Source organism: Flagellimonas hymeniacidonis, from assembly GCF_008040165.1.
Lineage (GTDB): Bacteria > Bacteroidota > Bacteroidia > Flavobacteriales > Flavobacteriaceae > Flagellimonas > Flagellimonas hymeniacidonis.
Map to the genome: position 1 here is coordinate 1,658,542 of NZ_VRUR01000001.1, position 15,566 is coordinate 1,674,107.

Annotated in this window: 19 protein-coding genes; 6 read left to right on the forward strand and 13 right to left on the reverse strand. The window is 36.6% G+C overall.

The features are described 5' to 3' along the window. Nucleotides 1-46 precede the first annotated feature (46 nt). From FVB32_RS07500 to FVB32_RS07515, 4 genes are all read left to right on the forward strand, one after another. A complete protein-coding gene (locus tag FVB32_RS07500; RefSeq protein WP_147742730.1) occupies nt 47-1,129 on the forward strand; it encodes a diphosphomevalonate/mevalonate 3,5-bisphosphate decarboxylase family protein in 1,083 nt (360 codons plus the stop codon). A gap of 144 nt (nt 1,130-1,273) precedes the next feature. Next, nucleotides 1,274-2,212 (forward strand): mevalonate kinase family protein, encoded by a 939-nt coding sequence (locus FVB32_RS07505; RefSeq protein ID WP_147742732.1) that lies wholly within the window; start codon nt 1,274-1,276, stop codon nt 2,210-2,212. A gap of 9 nt (nt 2,213-2,221) precedes the next feature. After that, nucleotides 2,222-3,127 (forward strand): geranylgeranylglycerol-phosphate geranylgeranyltransferase, encoded by a 906-nt coding sequence (locus FVB32_RS07510; protein WP_147742734.1) that lies wholly within the window; start codon nt 2,222-2,224, stop codon nt 3,125-3,127. Further along, nucleotides 3,127-4,077: a carbon-nitrogen hydrolase family protein gene (locus tag FVB32_RS07515; RefSeq protein WP_147742736.1), complete on the forward strand. Its 951-nt coding sequence runs from the start codon at nt 3,127-3,129 to the stop codon at nt 4,075-4,077. Before FVB32_RS07510 ends, FVB32_RS07515 begins: the two co-directional genes overlap by 1 nt. 90 nt (nt 4,078-4,167) lie before the next feature. Here FVB32_RS07515 and FVB32_RS07520 read toward each other — a convergent pair whose 3' ends face one another. The 7 genes from FVB32_RS07520 to FVB32_RS07550 all read right to left on the reverse strand — a co-directional run bounded on the left by FVB32_RS07520 (nt 4,168) and on the right by FVB32_RS07550 (nt 8,525). Continuing rightward, nucleotides 4,168-4,926, reverse strand: a complete 759-nt coding sequence (locus FVB32_RS07520; RefSeq protein ID WP_147742738.1) for a hypothetical protein — start codon at nt 4,924-4,926, stop codon at nt 4,168-4,170. Continuing rightward, the gene (locus FVB32_RS07525; RefSeq protein WP_147742740.1) at nt 4,913-5,614 is read right to left on the reverse strand and encodes a hypothetical protein; all 702 of its coding nucleotides are present in this window, start codon (nt 5,612-5,614) and stop codon (nt 4,913-4,915) included. Before FVB32_RS07525 ends, FVB32_RS07520 begins: the two co-directional genes overlap by 14 nt. 317 nt (nt 5,615-5,931) lie before the next feature. Continuing rightward, complete coding sequence (locus tag FVB32_RS07530; RefSeq protein WP_147742742.1) at nt 5,932-6,300, reverse strand: nuclear transport factor 2 family protein; 369 nt, start codon at nt 6,298-6,300, stop codon at nt 5,932-5,934. An 11-nt stretch (nt 6,301-6,311) separates the two neighbouring features. Continuing rightward, nucleotides 6,312-7,055: an SDR family NAD(P)-dependent oxidoreductase gene (locus FVB32_RS07535; protein WP_147742744.1), complete on the reverse strand. Its 744-nt coding sequence runs from the start codon at nt 7,053-7,055 to the stop codon at nt 6,312-6,314. Nucleotides 7,056-7,060: 5 nt separating this feature from the next. Continuing rightward, nucleotides 7,061-7,255 (reverse strand): tautomerase family protein, encoded by a 195-nt coding sequence (locus tag FVB32_RS07540; protein WP_147742746.1) that lies wholly within the window; start codon nt 7,253-7,255, stop codon nt 7,061-7,063. 122 nt (nt 7,256-7,377) lie between these two features. Then, a complete protein-coding gene (locus FVB32_RS07545; RefSeq protein ID WP_147742748.1) occupies nt 7,378-7,941 on the reverse strand; it encodes a Crp/Fnr family transcriptional regulator in 564 nt (187 codons plus the stop codon). A gap of 92 nt (nt 7,942-8,033) precedes the next feature. Beyond that, nucleotides 8,034-8,525: a DinB family protein gene (locus FVB32_RS07550; RefSeq protein ID WP_147742750.1), complete on the reverse strand. Its 492-nt coding sequence runs from the start codon at nt 8,523-8,525 to the stop codon at nt 8,034-8,036. 193 nt (nt 8,526-8,718) lie between these two features. Between FVB32_RS07550 and FVB32_RS07555 the strand changes: the two genes are divergently transcribed. Both FVB32_RS07555 and FVB32_RS07560 read left to right on the forward strand, forming a co-directional pair. Continuing rightward, a complete protein-coding gene (locus FVB32_RS07555; RefSeq protein ID WP_147742752.1) occupies nt 8,719-9,561 on the forward strand; it encodes a pseudouridine synthase in 843 nt (280 codons plus the stop codon). Nucleotides 9,562-9,569: 8 nt separating this feature from the next. Next, the gene (locus FVB32_RS07560) at nt 9,570-10,007 is read left to right on the forward strand and encodes a hypothetical protein (protein WP_147742754.1); all 438 of its coding nucleotides are present in this window, start codon (nt 9,570-9,572) and stop codon (nt 10,005-10,007) included. A 284-nt stretch (nt 10,008-10,291) separates the two neighbouring features. Here the strand turns inward: FVB32_RS07560 and FVB32_RS07565 are convergent, their stop codons facing one another. The 6 genes from FVB32_RS07565 to FVB32_RS07590 all read right to left on the reverse strand — a co-directional run bounded on the left by FVB32_RS07565 (nt 10,292) and on the right by FVB32_RS07590 (nt 15,560). Beyond that, nucleotides 10,292-11,056 carry a restriction endonuclease gene (locus tag FVB32_RS07565; RefSeq protein ID WP_147742755.1) on the reverse strand — a complete coding sequence of 255 codons (765 nt, stop codon included), beginning with the start codon at nt 11,054-11,056 and terminating at the stop codon, nt 10,292-10,294. Nucleotides 11,057-11,270: 214 nt separating this feature from the next. Continuing rightward, nucleotides 11,271-12,554, reverse strand: a complete 1,284-nt coding sequence (argH, locus tag FVB32_RS07570) for an argininosuccinate lyase (protein ID WP_147742757.1) — start codon at nt 12,552-12,554, stop codon at nt 11,271-11,273. After that, entirely contained in the window at nt 12,551-12,955 is a 405-nt protein-coding gene (locus tag FVB32_RS07575) for an ACT domain-containing protein (protein WP_147742759.1), read from the reverse strand. Before FVB32_RS07575 ends, argH begins: the two co-directional genes overlap by 4 nt. Before the next feature lie 4 nt (nt 12,956-12,959). Further along, on the reverse strand, nt 12,960-14,036 hold the full coding sequence (locus FVB32_RS07580; protein WP_147742761.1) for a M20 family metallo-hydrolase: 1,077 nt from the start codon (nt 14,034-14,036) through the stop codon (nt 12,960-12,962). Continuing rightward, complete coding sequence (gene argB / locus FVB32_RS07585) at nt 14,033-14,812, reverse strand: acetylglutamate kinase (RefSeq protein WP_147742763.1); 780 nt, start codon at nt 14,810-14,812, stop codon at nt 14,033-14,035. Before argB ends, FVB32_RS07580 begins: the two co-directional genes overlap by 4 nt. A gap of 1 nt (nt 14,813) precedes the next feature. After that, nucleotides 14,814-15,560, reverse strand: coding sequence for an SDR family NAD(P)-dependent oxidoreductase (locus tag FVB32_RS07590; RefSeq protein ID WP_147742766.1), 747 nt, complete (start codon nt 15,558-15,560; stop codon nt 14,814-14,816). Nucleotides 15,561-15,566: the final 6 nt, after the last annotated feature.

A 15,566-nucleotide genomic window follows, 5' to 3' on the forward strand; every position in this document is an offset into this window, starting at 1 on the left:
CTTGCAAGCGAATGGCATCTGTTATATTTGTCGAAATATTTTTCTAATGACAGAGAAAGATTTTCTGCCTAAACCTTATAATCAATTCCCTGCGGAAGGAAAAGTTACTTGGAAGGCCCCAAGCAATATTGCTTTGGTAAAATATTGGGGAAAAAGAGCCAACCAAGTTCCGGCCAACCCCTCTGTTAGTTTTACGTTGGATGCCTGTGCAACTACCACCTCGGTTTCGTTCACCAGGAAAGAAGGTGTTTCGCCAATTTCTTTCGATTTGTTTTTTGAGGGAAGTCCAAAGGAAGATTTTAAGCCAAAGATCCAAACCTTTTTTGACCGTATTGAAGAGTATCTGCCCTTTATAAAACAATACCACTTAAAAATAGAAACCTCAAACTCGTTTCCGCACAGCAGCGGTATTGCATCCTCAGCAAGTGGAATGGCGGCCTTGGCATTATGCTTGGTTGATATTGAAAGAGAATTAAATTCGGAAATGCCTCAAGTTTTTTTCAATAGAAAAGCCTCTTTTTTGGCTCGTTTAGGCTCCGGAAGTGCTTGCAGAAGCATTGAAGGCGATTTAATTCAGTGGGGTGCGTACAAAGGAATACCAGAAAGTTCTGATTTATATGGAATTAAATATCCTTTTAAAGTCCATCAAGCATTCAAAAACTTTCATGACACCATTCTGTTGGTTCACAAGGGTCAAAAACAAGTAAGCAGTTCTGTTGGTCATAACTTAATGCATAACCATCCATATGCAGATAGACGTTTTAATCAGGCACATGAGAATCTAGATAAACTTAAGGATGTTTTTGAACAAGGTGATTTGACGGAATTTATTAATATCGTTGAAAGCGAGGCCTTGACATTACATGCCATGATGATGACCAGCATGCCCTATTTTATCCTCATGAAACCAGATACTTTAGAGATCATCAACAAAATCTGGGATTATAGGGCGGCAACCAAGCTACCCATTTGCTTTACTTTGGATGCTGGAGCAAATGTTCATGTGCTGTATCCAGAGTCAGTGAAAGAAAAAGCCATTCAATTCATTAAAGATGAGTTGGTTGCACATTGTGAGAATGGTCACTATATTTGCGACCGAATTGGAGCCGGAGCTCGAAGATTGGGATAGCAAGAGATACTTAATATGTTTGAACAACGTTATTTAGCGTTGGATATCGTATTTATGTTGAAGTATCGAGATTCCGAAACCATTATTGTTTATCTTTAAAACATTCAATGTTAAACAAACTAGATTTGTATCTTTGAATTGACTATGAAGGGACCTTTATTTTATTCAAAAATTCTATTATTTGGGGAGTATGGAATCATCAAAGATTCCAAAGGACTTTCTATTCCATACAACTTTTTTAAGGGTGCATTAAAAACTGATGATAACCCATCCGATACGGCTAGTAAATCCAATGCAAGCCTAAAGGCTTATGTGGAATACTTGAGAAATATTGAAAAGGAAGAACAGGGGCTTGTGTCTTTTGATTTGCAAGCATTGGAAAAGGATGTTGCTAATGGAATGTATTTCGATAGTTCTATTCCGCAAGGGTATGGTATTGGAAGCAGTGGAGCATTAGTTGCTGCCATTTATGATAAGTATGCTACAGATAAGATTACCGTTCTTGAAAATTTAACCAGGGAAAAGTTGCTTCGATTAAAAGAGATTTTTGGTAAAATGGAATCTTTTTTCCATGGAAAATCTTCAGGGCTTGACCCATTGAACAGTTATTTGAGCTTACCGATTCTTATCAATTCCAAGGATAATATCGAATCTACCAGTATTCCGTCACAAAATAAAGAGGGCAAAGGCGCTGTCTTCTTATTGGATAGTGGAACTACTGGCGAAACTGCCCCTATGGTGCAGTTGTTTATGGAAAAGATGAAGCAAGAGGGCTTTCGCAGTATGCTTAAAGATCAATTCATCAAGCACACAGACGCCTGTGTGGAAGACTTTTTAAATGGAAACGTAAAGTCGCTTTTTGGAAACTTAAAACAACTTTCACACGTGGTGTTCCATAATTTTAAGCCCATGATTCCATCTAAATTTCATCAACTTTGGCAGCAGGGCATTGAAACCAATGATTACTACCTAAAACTTTGTGGTTCAGGAGGTGGAGGTTATATTTTGGGCTTTACCCAAGATTTGGAAAAGGCAAAAAAAGCCTTAAATGGACACAACTTGGAAGTGGTGTACAACTTCTAAAACAATCAAATGCTTAGTAGAAAAAATAAACTCCTGCTGTTTAAGCTATTGAGTTTATTTTCTGTGGTACGCGGGTATAATATTCTAATCATCACCCTTGCCCAATATTTGGCGTCCATCTATATACTTTCTCCAGATTCCCCTTTACGCAGTGTGATTTTGGACTTAAATCTATTTCTAATTGTAACAGCTTCGGCCTTAGTAATTGCAAGTGGTTACATTATCAATAATTTTTACGATGCAGAAAAAGACTTGATCAATAAACCAAGGAAAAGTATGCTGGACAGATTGGTGAGCCAGCGCTTTAAATTAACCACTTATTTCATTCTTAATTTTTTGGCCGCTTTTGCAGCAAGTTATATTTCCTTTAGAGCGGTGCTTTTTTTTTCAGCCTATATTTTTGGAATTTGGTTGTATTCCCACAAACTAAAACGAATTCCTTTTATAGGAAATCTAGTTTCGGCCTCGCTGGCGATCACCCCATTTTTTGTGGTATTTGTCTACTATAGAAATTTTGAAACCGTCATTTTTGTGCACGCACTGTTTCTTTTTCTGTTGATTTTGGCCAGGGAAATGATTAAGGATTTAGAGAATATGGCAGGCGATATGGCGCAAAACTACAAGACAATACCCATACTTTATGGCCGCAAAACATCTAAAATAATCATAGGCCTATTGATTATGTTAACGCTTATCCCGTCTCTTCTACTGATCAATGTTTTTGATGTGGGCTATATGTATCTTTACTTTTGGGGTTGTATAGCATTGTTACTGCTTTTTATCATTTTATTGTGGAATGCCAAGGGTAAAAAACATTATGTTTGGCTGCATAATATTTTAAAGTTTATTATCGTAGCTGGTGTTTTTAGCATTTTATTGATTGATGTTGACTTGGTTTTAAATCGGATTTTATAATGGAGAATCTATTAAAAGTGGCAATGGCACAAATTGCCCCGGTGTGGTTAGATAAACAGGCAACACTGAAAAAAATTGAAAATACCATTGTGGAGGCTGCAAGAGAAAAAGCAGAACTGATTGTTTTTGGAGAAGCCTTATTACCCGGATACCCGTTTTGGCTGGCCCACACCGAAGGTGCTGTCTGGGATTTAAAAGTGAACAAAGAACTTCATGCCCATTATACCCGAAACGCCATTCAGATTGAGGTAGGGGAATTGGATACTATTTGCAAACTTGCGAATAAACATAGCATAGCCATCTATTTAGGTGTGATGGAGCGGGCCAAGGACCGCGGAGGACATAGCTTGTATTGCTCCTTGGTATACATCAACCCACAGGGAGAGATAAAATCCGTACACCGCAAATTACAACCCACCTATGATGAGCGCTTAACCTGGGCTCCAGGAGATGGGAATGGACTGCAAGTACATCCCCTAAAACAGTTTACCGTAGGGGGACTCAATTGTTGGGAAAATTGGATGCCTTTGCCACGCACTGCGTTGTATGGACAGGGAGAAAATTTACATGTAGCAGTTTGGCCGGGAGGATTGCATAATACAAAGGATATTACCCGTTTTATCGCTCGAGAATCCAGAAGTTTTGTGATTTCTGTTTCCTCATTAATGCGTACTTCCGATTTTCCAAAGCATACACCTCATTTAGATAAAATTCTAGAAAAAGCACCCGATACATTGGCCAATGGAGGCTCTGCCATAGCCGGACCAGATGGAGAATGGATCATTGAACCCATTGTGGACAAGGAAGGGCTGATATACGAAACCTTGGATTTTAACCGTGTGTACGAAGAACGACAAAATTTTGACCCCGTTGGGCACTACTCAAGACCCGATGTGACCAAGTTGACTGTAAACCGAGAGCGGCAATCTACTGTAGCTTTCGAAGAATAATTTTTATGACCCTAAGTTTCCCCAATGGGTCCATATACAAAAGGAAGTTTTTTGTAATTGCACTTATAGCCATTGTTGTAGGCAGTTATTTTATTCAGTTTCTTTTTCTTTTTTCGAGTCAATCAGTTCAATTAATTTATTCAACGACGATTTAATTTTAACCGATTCAGCTTTCTTTAACATCAATTCCGCTTTGTTTTTCATACCGCTGTAATTTGCGTCTGGATAAAGTTCAATCAAGGCTGGAAAATATTTGTCAATTCCATTTGCAAGTTTTGTTTTTCCCTCCTCTGTGAATGCTTTTTCGTTATTTATCTCGTCCAGATAAATCAGATAGTTTTTTATTAAAGTACTAACATTTGAGTTAATGTTATTTTTAACTCTTGAAGAATTTGGGTCGTCTGCATTTTCTTTTATTTGGTCATTTCCTAATTTGAAATATTTTAGTTGAAGTCCTAAACCAAAATGCCAAACAGCAAGCATTTCTTTATCGTATAAATATTGGTCTTTTCTGTCAAGTGCATCATAGATGTTATTCATATCTTTCCACTCACTAAAGAACTTTTCCGCAACTTCGTTTCGGTGCTTAATGCCCAATTCGTTATCATCAAGAACAATATTAAAATTTTGTTGGTCAGTAAGTTTTTCCACGATAATTCTTGTTTGTGGGTCGTCAAAAGTCGGAAGTTTTTCGTCTGCTTCGTAACCATAATTTAATTCCAAAACTACTTTATCATAGTCATTCAAGTCCCAATATCTTTTGTCAAGCGGAAATTCGTGTTTTTCTGTATTGCAATTCGTAAGTGTTATGCTTATTAAAGCAAAAAGGATAACTCTAATTTTTGTCATTAAATTCAATTTTTGATTCTTTATATTCAGTCAGTAAATTTAGTAAACTGTCAACTTCTTTCTCGTATCTTTTTTGTTCGCTCAAAACATAACTATGGAAAGTGTTGTAGTCATATTCTGTTTGAAATTTTCGTTCGTCTTTTTCTGCTTGTCTAATTATTCCCTCGATTTTGTTTTCATCAAATCTGTTGAGTTTTGATATTTTTTCTTTTGCTTTTCGAGCGAATAATTCAGTTATTTTGATATGATATTTCTCGTGTGTTAACAGTTCTTTACTGTTGGTATTCTTTTTGTAAACAAACGAACGAGAAGGATAGAATAGAGATTCAACTTTTACAGAATTATCATCAATGTCACTATCTATTGATGTAACTACATATGCAAACCTTTCATTCCCATAAAGTGATTTTTTAAAAAACTCAAGTCCTCTGAAGTTTTCAAAGGTTATTTGGTCGTATTTATCAAAGGTCAAGGGTTTCTCATAATTCAGATAGTTGGTATGACTTAAAATTCCAAATCCGATTATTATTGGAGTAATTATCATTACACTGTATTTCAAGAACTTTTTAAATTTCTTTAGTGGAATTTTATTACCTCTTTTACTCTCTTTTATCACTATTACCAATTGATAAAAAACTGGTGAAAAGTAAATAAGTATTATTAGTATAGCTATTAAATTCTCATTCATTCGATTTGGTTAGTCATAATTGCCTACAACGTTTAAGATATTGCTCGTTTTAATGGACTATATCACCCGATAAGTGAAGTTAGCGGAATTAAATTTTAAAATCAAGCTAGGATTTATGGTTGGAGCATACAAAAGGACAAAGTGTTATTTGTATTTGACAGCAATATGTTAATCCTATTCCCAAAGCTTTTGTTTAAAAAAGTAAAAATTAAAAAAGGACTCAAAAGCTTAGCGTATAAACATCTAATTAAAATGAAATAGCGGTTTGGAGCTGGCCACAAACCGCTATTTTTTATATGTGAGGGTAACTAATCTATCTATTCGACATGGATGAAAAGCTTGTTTACAATTTTCCATTCATTATTAATATGGGAAAGGGATAAATAATCATAATAATTATATCCCAGCATGGGTACATGTAATTTTGCCATGGCTATTTTGCCCATAATATCAATGCCTATAATTTTCATTTTTAAGGCCTCATTTAGATCGTTGGGGCTTTGTCTACTTTTTACACCTTCAAGATACTCCGCTACACTCTTTAAATAGTCCATACCTTTTATATCTCCATAGAGGTATGCGTTTTCATGAAAACAGCTTTCAAGTTTGTCGGTATCTCCATTAAAAACTCCCTCAAAATAATGGGTAATTAAACCTTCGATTTCTTTTATACTTTCTGTATACATAATTTGTTTTTTTAAATAGCGTGGCCAACTGTATGTCCACCTGCCACATTAATGGTTTCTCCGGTCACAAAATTGGATGTAGCTAAATAATATGCCGCCTCAGCAATTTCATGGGCTTCTCCAATTCGGTTCAATAGGTGTAACCCTGCCAAACTATCGGCATCTTCAATTCCTATTTTTCCTTGTAGCGGGCTTCTGATGATTCCGGGTGCTATGGTGTTTATCTTTATATTGTTTTTTCCAAATTCTGCGGCCAGTTGTCTTGTTAAAGCATGGATAGCACCTTTACTTGTTAATGGAGCTGTAGCAGGAAACCCATCAATAGCATGATCCACCAAAACTGTTCCTATGTTTATAATGGATCCATTCTGCTGTTTGATCATTTGGGGAATAACGGCTTGAGAAGTAAAATACGTTCCTTTTAAGTTTACATTCCAATACAGGTCAAGGTCTTGTTCTTCAACATCTAAAAAGGGTTTAGGAGAGAATACACCGGCATTATTGATAAGCACATCAACAGCATTGAATTTTTCCATTGCCAAACGCACCAGTTTTTGCCCTGTTTCCCGTTTACTGATATCTCCAACTTGGTAAATTGCGTTAGCCGGAGAACCTAATTCCTCATATGCTTTTTTTAGGTTTTCTTCGCTGGATGCGTTCATTATCACATTACTTTCCCGTGTTATAAAGTACCTGGCAATTTCTTTTCCAATTCCAGTTGATGCTCCTGTAATAATTACTGTTTTGTTTTTCATGTTCTTTACTTTTTAGTTCCTAAATATTGTTTTCCGTTCACGCCCCAGTTTTCAATGGGTATTTCCTCAATGACCACATGGGTTGTTTTGGGGTTTTTGCTAAGGATGTCTACCAATAGCTGCGTAGCACCTACAATTAACTGCTGTTTTTGTTCTTTGGTAACTTGTTCGTCAGTAACTTTAATGTTGATGTATGGCATAACTTTTTTATTAAATAAATTGTCATACAAAGATGCTTGGCAATACAAGTATCACGAAGGAGGTATGTCACTTCTTTAAAGTGATGTAAATCACATGGGGTAAAAAAGATGAAGAAAAGTGGTTATGGGTTTAACCTGCTAAGCGTTTCCCTGGAAACACCTAAATATGAAGCAATCATTTTTTTGGGAACACGCTGAAAAAGTTTTGGATATTGTTCAAGAAGCTGCTCATACTGCTCCTTGGTAGAGTTTTTTAGCAATGATAAGATCCTATTTTGAAGCGCAATACGACCAATTTTGCTTTTTTTTGCCCAAAAACGCTCCATTTTATGCATTTTGGCCGTTAGCTTTTCCCGATTTTCAAAAGTGATATATAGCAATTCACAGTCCTCTATGCAATCTATGGAAGTTTTGGATTTAACCTGTTTTACAAAAGATTCGTAATCGGTGATCCACCAGTTTTCCATTCCAAATTGAAGGATATGCTCTTTTCCATTGTCATCAATAAAATAGCTTTTTAAACAGCCTTGTATTACCCAATATTCCTTATTGACAATTTCTCCTTCCTGGATAAGATATTGGTGCTTACGTTTTTTGATGTGTTCGAAATGGCTTAAAACAAAGTCGAATTCTTCATCAGTTAGACTGATTATTTCTTCAATATGTTTTCGCAAAGGATGTGTCATTATATTGGCATAAGTGAAGTTCCTAGGTTTTTGCTGTAGAAAATTCGGAAAAATAAAAGGGTTTTACAGTTGCCCTCAGAGCCATTGTTAGATTAGTTGTTTTCTTTTAAGTATTTGATTATTATTCCAAGTTGTCCCAAATGATAAATATCGTGATGTAGCATTCCGTTAATTACAAAACTATATGTATAATTTCCCTTAAAATCAGTATCAAAATATTCTTCGTTTAAAAAGTTATCGTCTTTCGATTTTAACAAATCAATCAATGTAATCAGCGTTTTATCATATTCAGATTTAATGTATGGCCAACCCAATAATTCGAGTTTGTCATTAGACAACCAGTTCTCCTCGCAATCATCTGTTTTGCTTCCCTCACCGGTCTCAATTTTCAAGATTGTCTCTTTTCTCCACAGGGTCAAATGGGAAATTATTTCTGCGATACTGTGCAAACCGGTAATTGGCCTTATAAAAACCATACTTTCATCAACTTGATTCAATTTACTGGTAAATGTGCTCCCTATCCATAATTTTCCATTTTGGACTTCTTGATATTGCTGAATAATGTTTTCAATTAGAGGTTTCATTCCAAATACATGCTTATAATTAAGTTATGTTCCACTGAATTAGATCGGTTAATAAGGGAAGTTCGGGAATTTTAATATAAAAATCCAGTTTCTAGGTACAGATTCAATATAATAGTTGGCGGATAGTTGTGGGACTGTTGCCCAGTATTTTAAGGAAGCAAAAAACACTACCTTTGCAAAAAATAAATGACTGATGGCGAAATCAGACTATAGCAGAGGCAGAAAGCCCTCTGAAAGCCCAAAAAAAAGAAATTCCAAAAAACCATTTCCCAAAAAAGAAGGATTTCGGAAAAAACCACAAAAGCAGGTAACAAAATCGAACCCCGATGAAATTCGGTTAAACAGGTATATCGCCAATGCAGGGATATGTTCCCGTAGGGAAGCCGACACCTATATTGCCGCAGGAAACGTTTCTGTAAATGGAAAAGTGATTACAGAAATGGGGTATAAAGTAAAACGCACGGATGATGTCCGTTTTGATGGCAGAAAACTCAATCCCGAGAAAAAGGAATATATTTTATTGAACAAACCAAAAAACTTTATCACTACCACAAGTGATGAAAAAGGGAGACGGACCGTAATGGAACTGGTTTCCAATGCATCTAAATCCCGATTGTTGCCCGTAGGGCGTTTAGATCGTAATACTACCGGACTATTGCTTTTCACTAACGACGGAGATTTGACCAAAAAACTGACACATCCAACGCACGGGGTACGTAAAATATACCACGTGCATTTAGATAAGAATCTTGCCCTCTCCGATTTACGTCAAATTGAAGCGGGATTGGAATTGGAAGATGGCGCTGTTAAAGTGGATGATGTAAGTTATATACAAGGCGCTCCCAAGAAAGAAATCGGAATAGAAATCCATAGCGGGCGTAACCGAATCGTGCGACGCATCTTTGAGCATTTGGGCTACCATGTCACCAAACTTGATCGTGTAATTTTTGCAGGATTGACCAAGAGAGACCTACCAAGAGGGCATTGGCGCCACCTAACTGAACAAGAAGTTATAAATTTGGGTATGATCAAGTAAATTTGAGCATGCACAAGCTAAGGAACAATTCACATCGTATTTTTTGGGCTTTAGGGATTGCACTGATCATTACGCAGGTATTTTTAACTACAAATGGTGACAACTCCGAGCTAGAATTTCACGTTAAGGCAAGCTACTATAGTATACCCTACACTCGTGTTTATGGCGTTTTGGGTGCCTGGTTTATTCTATGCGGCTACGGGTATTGGATGCTCCATCTGTTTAAAGCCACAAGCATTGGATGGATGTTTTTTACGCATGTAGTACTGAGCTTGGGTTTTATAGCGTGCTTCGCTTTTTTAGATTTTGAACCAGACGTTGGAAATTTAACCAAGCTATCCACAATACAAAAACTACTATTTTTTGTGCTTATCCTATTTTTGGTAGGGCAACTTGTGTTTCTGGTGAATACCCTGATTGCTATGATTCGGATAAAAAGACGCTAAAGAACCACTAAGTTTTTGTCTTGACTCATTTATCTTGTGCTTAGTCTGCTAAAGAAGGATGGAAGGAAAGGTATTTTGTATTACACTTATCGGACTTGTGTATGAAACGTAGCCTATAAAAAGACACTAACTTTTCGAATTAACACAGAGCCGAATTTTTATATTTTGTTTTTAATTTATCAATTTTAAAAGCCAAATTAAAAATTTGGCGGACTTTATAAATATACACAAACCTTTCGGTTAAGCACTTATTAGCTATGTTTTATACACCGTGTTGTACACAGTTAATTTTTATCAGCAAATATATTTTTTCCAAAAAGAGCATTAAATTCAGATATACTATCTTCTATTATAACATTTAACTCCATTAACAAATCTTGAAAATTATCAGCCTCTAGTTTGATTTTCAACAAATCAAATACAGTAACTTTAATTTTCTCAATACTGAAAAAAGTGTTTTTTTCTTTAGAAAATATACTTTCATAAGAGTTTGAACCAATAAGAATTAACATCATGGCAAAATTTGAATATTTATCTAATAGAATATTAAATTTTTCGGCTCTTTTCTCAGTAAGTTTTTCTTGATATTTAAATCTTCTAGAATTTATTGGTTCAGTATATGAAATCAAATCAGAGCTAACTTCATAAATACTTTTTGCAAAACTTTTTTCATACCAAAGCATTAAATAATGTTCTTGAAATTCAACGTAAGAGAACAATCTGATATTAGTGCTATTTGAATATTCCAGAGCACCTTTTTGAAATCCTTTTTTTGAAATTATATAACCTATATTCCCTCCAGTTTCATTCATAATTGTGGTAAAACTATGAATTACAGTCTGAGGAACTTTTTTATTCCAATTTTTACATTCAATTATATATTTAATTTTATCGATACTTTTTGGGTCAATTGCATATACATCAATTTCAACTGTTCCTCTTGGGGTTTTTAATTCGACTTCTTTATTAGAGTTTAAGCCTATATCATTTAGGATTAAATTGACTTTATTTTGCAAGTCTTGCCAATCTTTAGGCTCTTTGGTTATCATTAATGGATGAGTTTTATATCTCGGAATTTATAAATTGATTCTTTGCGTTAAGTTCTTGAGTACAGACGTGTTTTTAGTAATTGTGTACAACAATTAAGATATGGTCCGTTTCAATGGACTATATCGACAGATAAGTGAAGTTCGGGAAATTTAACTTAAGATTCAAGGGCTAATTGATGGGTGGGCGCTACAAAATGATTCGACTGTTTTATGCTCAGAAATTGTTGCCTTCCATTTTCTTTCTGATTTCCTTCAAACACAAATTCCCTAAACTGCCTTCGTGGCTATGGTCTATATCTTTTTTAGGTTGAAACGTGCCATTTTCAATGGATTTGCCCATGGTTTTATAAGCATCCCTAAAGGGCATTCCATTTTTTACCAATTCATTTAAGGTATCCACACTAAAGAGGTAATCGTATTTTGGGTCATCCAGAATGGTAGTATTTACCTGAATTTCCTTTAAACTAAAGCGCATAAGCTCCAAACAAGCTTTTATATCCTGAATGGCGGGCACAATCACTTCTTTCACCAGTTGTAAATCTCTGTGATACCCGCTGGGCAAATTATTGGTGATTAGGGTCAATTGGTTGGGCACCGCTTGAATCTTATTGCACTTTGCCCGGATCAATTCAAAAACATCTGGATTCTTTTTATGGGGCATAATACTACTTCCCGTGGTTAATTCATCTGGGAAAGCGATAAAGTCAAAATTCTGACTCATGTACAAACAGATATCCATGGCCAATTTAGATAGCGTACTGGCTATACTGGAAATCCCAAAGGCAGTTGCTTTTTCCACTTTTCCACGGCCCATTTGCGCGGCGACCACATTATATTTTAAAGTTTCAAACCCCATTTCCTGGGTAGTAAGACTCCTGTCTATTGGGAAAGAACTGCCATAACCTGCGGCACTCCCTAAAGGGTTCTGATCGGCAATTTTGTATGCAGCATGTATAAAATGCATATCATCGACCAAACTTTCGGCATAAGCCGAAAACCAAAGCCCAAAAGAGGAGGGCATGGCTATTTGTAAATGGGTATAACCTGGGAGCAATACTGCTTTATGTTTTTCAGCCAAGTCCAAAAGAAGATCAAACAAGGTTTTGGCCTCATCTTTAATTTCGGAGAGCTCATTTTTCAGGTACAGTTGCATAGCGACCAAAACTTGATCGTTTCTAGATCGTGCCGTATGGATTTTCTTTCCAGTATCCCCCAACTTCTCGGTAAGTAGAAACTCTATTTTGGAATGCATGTCCTCAAAGTCATTTTCAATGGTGAACAATCCATCTTCAATGCAATTTGCGATTTTATCCAATTCCTTAGTTAAAGCATCTGCTTCGTCGGATGTAATCAATCCCACTTTACCCAACATTTGCGCATGGGCTTTTGAGGCAATAACATCGTATTTGGCCAAAAGCAAATCCAATTCCCGGTCATTGCCCACTGTAAAATGGTCAATTTTCTTGTCCGTACTAAATCCTTTATCCCAGAGTTTCATTTTTTTGAATTTGTTGTCAATTTTAGTAAAACATTCATGGCTTTCTTTGCATCCCGTTGGTCTACGAAGATATGATCATGATAATATGCCGCAACGACGTTGCAACTGATTTTATTTGCTGCCAAGGCAGTTGAAATTGCTGCGGTAAGTCCAACCGCTTGTAAAGAGGAGTGAACGGTGAGCGTAATACATGAGACGACATAGTCGTAGTTGAGCCCTAGGGCATCTGCATTTTCCTTTTTTAAGATGAGTGTTGTACCTTCTTTCTCCTTAAAAGTGCTATGGACCATAGCGAGGTCTATTTCATAGAAATCAGGAACACTCACAAAAACATACCCTTCTTCATGAAGCATCGGTTTCATTTGTGTCAAAAGTGTGTTTAAATCTATTTCTCCTGCCATGGAACTATGAATTAACTAGAAATCCTTTTAAAATTTTAATATATAGATCTATTCCTTCCTCAATTTCATTTACATAAATAAACTCGTTGGCAGAATGGGAACGTGTACTGTCTCCTGGACCCAATTTTACAGATTGACAACTTAACGCAGCTTGATCCGAGAGCGTAGGGGAACCATAGGCTTTTCTTCCTAAGGCAAGCCCACTTTTTACTAGATCATGTTCCGGATTTATGGCCGAAGAGTTTAATCTTAGAGACCGCGGAGTCATTTTGCAGGGAGCTTCTTTTTCCAAAATGTCTGCAATTTCTTTATTGGAATAACAATCGTTCACTCGCACATCCACGACCAAATCTACTTTGGCGGGAACCACATTGTGTTGACTTCCCGCATTAATTTGGGTTACGGTCAGTTTTACCTCACCCAGAGCATCGGAAACCTTTTCAAACGAATAGGCCTTAAACCAGTTCAATACGTCAATGGTGTTGTAAATGGAGTTGTCGTTATTCGGATGCGCTGCATGAGAGGGTGTTCCTTCAACAACGGCATCAAAAACAATTAAGCCCTTTTCGGCAACGGCTAGATCCATTAATGTTGGCTCTCCTACCACTGCTACATCAATTTTTGGAAGAATGGGTAACAATGCGGTCAGACTTTTGTCTCCAGCATCTTCTTCCTCTCCAGTAGCCGCCATAATGATGTTATGGCTTAGATTATCATGCTCATAAAAATGGGCAAATGTCGCTAATAAAGAGACCAAACACCCACCAGCATCGTTGCTTCCTAAACCAAATAATCTTCCATCTTCAATACGCGGATGAAAAGGATCTTTAGTATAGGCGCTATTGGGTTTTACGGTATCGTGGTGTGAATTGAGGAGCAATGTGGGTTTATTTTCATCAAAGTGTTTATTGAAAACGTAAACATTGTTGAATTGACGCGCTGTTTTAATTCCAAAACCAGCTAACCATTTTTGAATGGCATCGGCTGTCTTATCTTCCTCTCCTGAAAAAGAGGATATAGAGATCAACTCTTGCAACAGTTCAATGGCGCCTTGGGTCAATGTTTCCTGATTGATTTTCATAGCGTTAGGGTGGTGAAATTTGAATTTTCTTTTAGGAGCATATTACTATCTCCGATGCAGACTTTTTTTACATTATGTTGAAGGGCATGAAAGCAATTGTGCATTTTCGGAAGCATGCCATCGGCAATGGTTCCATTGGCCAAAAGTGCTTCATATTTTTTTAAATTGATATGCTGAATCACTGAATCCTCGTCTTCGATGCTTTGCAGAACACCTTTCTTTTCAAAACAATAATATAAGGTGGTTTCAAACTCCGAGGACATACCAATGGCCAGTTCGGCAGCAATGGTGTCTGCATTGGTATTGAACAATTGTCCATTGCCATCATGGGTCAAAGCACAAAAAACAGGTGTAAAATTGGCTTTTATCAAGTTTGAAATATTGATGGAATGGATGCTTTCAACATCTCCGACAAAACCAAAATCAACCTCTTTGACCGGTCTTTTATGGGCTAGAATTGCATTTCCATCTGCGCCACTCATTCCAATAGCATTACAATCAAAAGCTTGGAGTTGCGCAACAATTTTTTTGTTTACGAGTCCAGCATACACCATAATAGCTACATCCAAACTTTCCGCATTGGTAATTCTTCTGCCATTGATCATTTTAGCTTCAATACCTAAGGTATTGCCAATTTCCGTCGCTTTTTTACCGCCGCCATGAACCAATATTTTATGTCCTTCAATTTTGGAGAATAGCTGTAATAAATGAGAAAGACTTTGGTCATCTTCAATGACGTTGCCTCCTATTTTTAGTATGGATAGTTTCTGTTTCATTTTATGTATTTAGGATTCCTCCATCTATAGTCATTGCTGTACCCGTAATCCATTCAGCATCATCTGAAACTAGAAAAAGTGCCAGTTTTGCAATATCTTCCGGTGTTCCCAATCTTTTTAATAAAGTTGCTTTTGCTGCATTTTCAACGGCTTCTTCGGGATTCGGAAATGCCTTGGCTGAATCCCATATCAAAGGCGTATCAACTGGTCCGGGACAAATAGCATTTACTCTAATCTTTGGAGCGTATTCAACAGCCATTTGTTTCATCAAAGCTATGCTTGCACCTTTTGAGGCACAATAGGCAGGATGATTGGGAAAACTTTTAAAAGCTGCTATGGATGCATTGATAAGAATGTTCCCTTGTCCGCTTTTTTGAAGATGGGGAATGGCATATTTTGACAGATAGAAAATGGAACTTAGATTCGTTTCCAAAGTATTTTGCCAAGACGAAATAGGGAGGTCAACCACATTTCCCAATCCCAAAATTCCTGCGTTTAGTGATAATACATCTAATTTTCCAAAGGTGTCAATTGCCACTTTAACAAGTTCTTCATTATAGGAAGCTTTGCTTATATCTCCGGGGACAAATACAGACTCTTTAAGTGTTTTGGTTAGGGCCTCTCCTCTTTCCAGATTTCGTCCAGACAGCACAATTTTTGCTCCTTCAGCATGAAAAGAAGTTGCTATGGCCTTACCCATTCCACTTGTGGCTCCAGTTATCATGCAAACTTTATCTTTTAATTTCATGCTTAG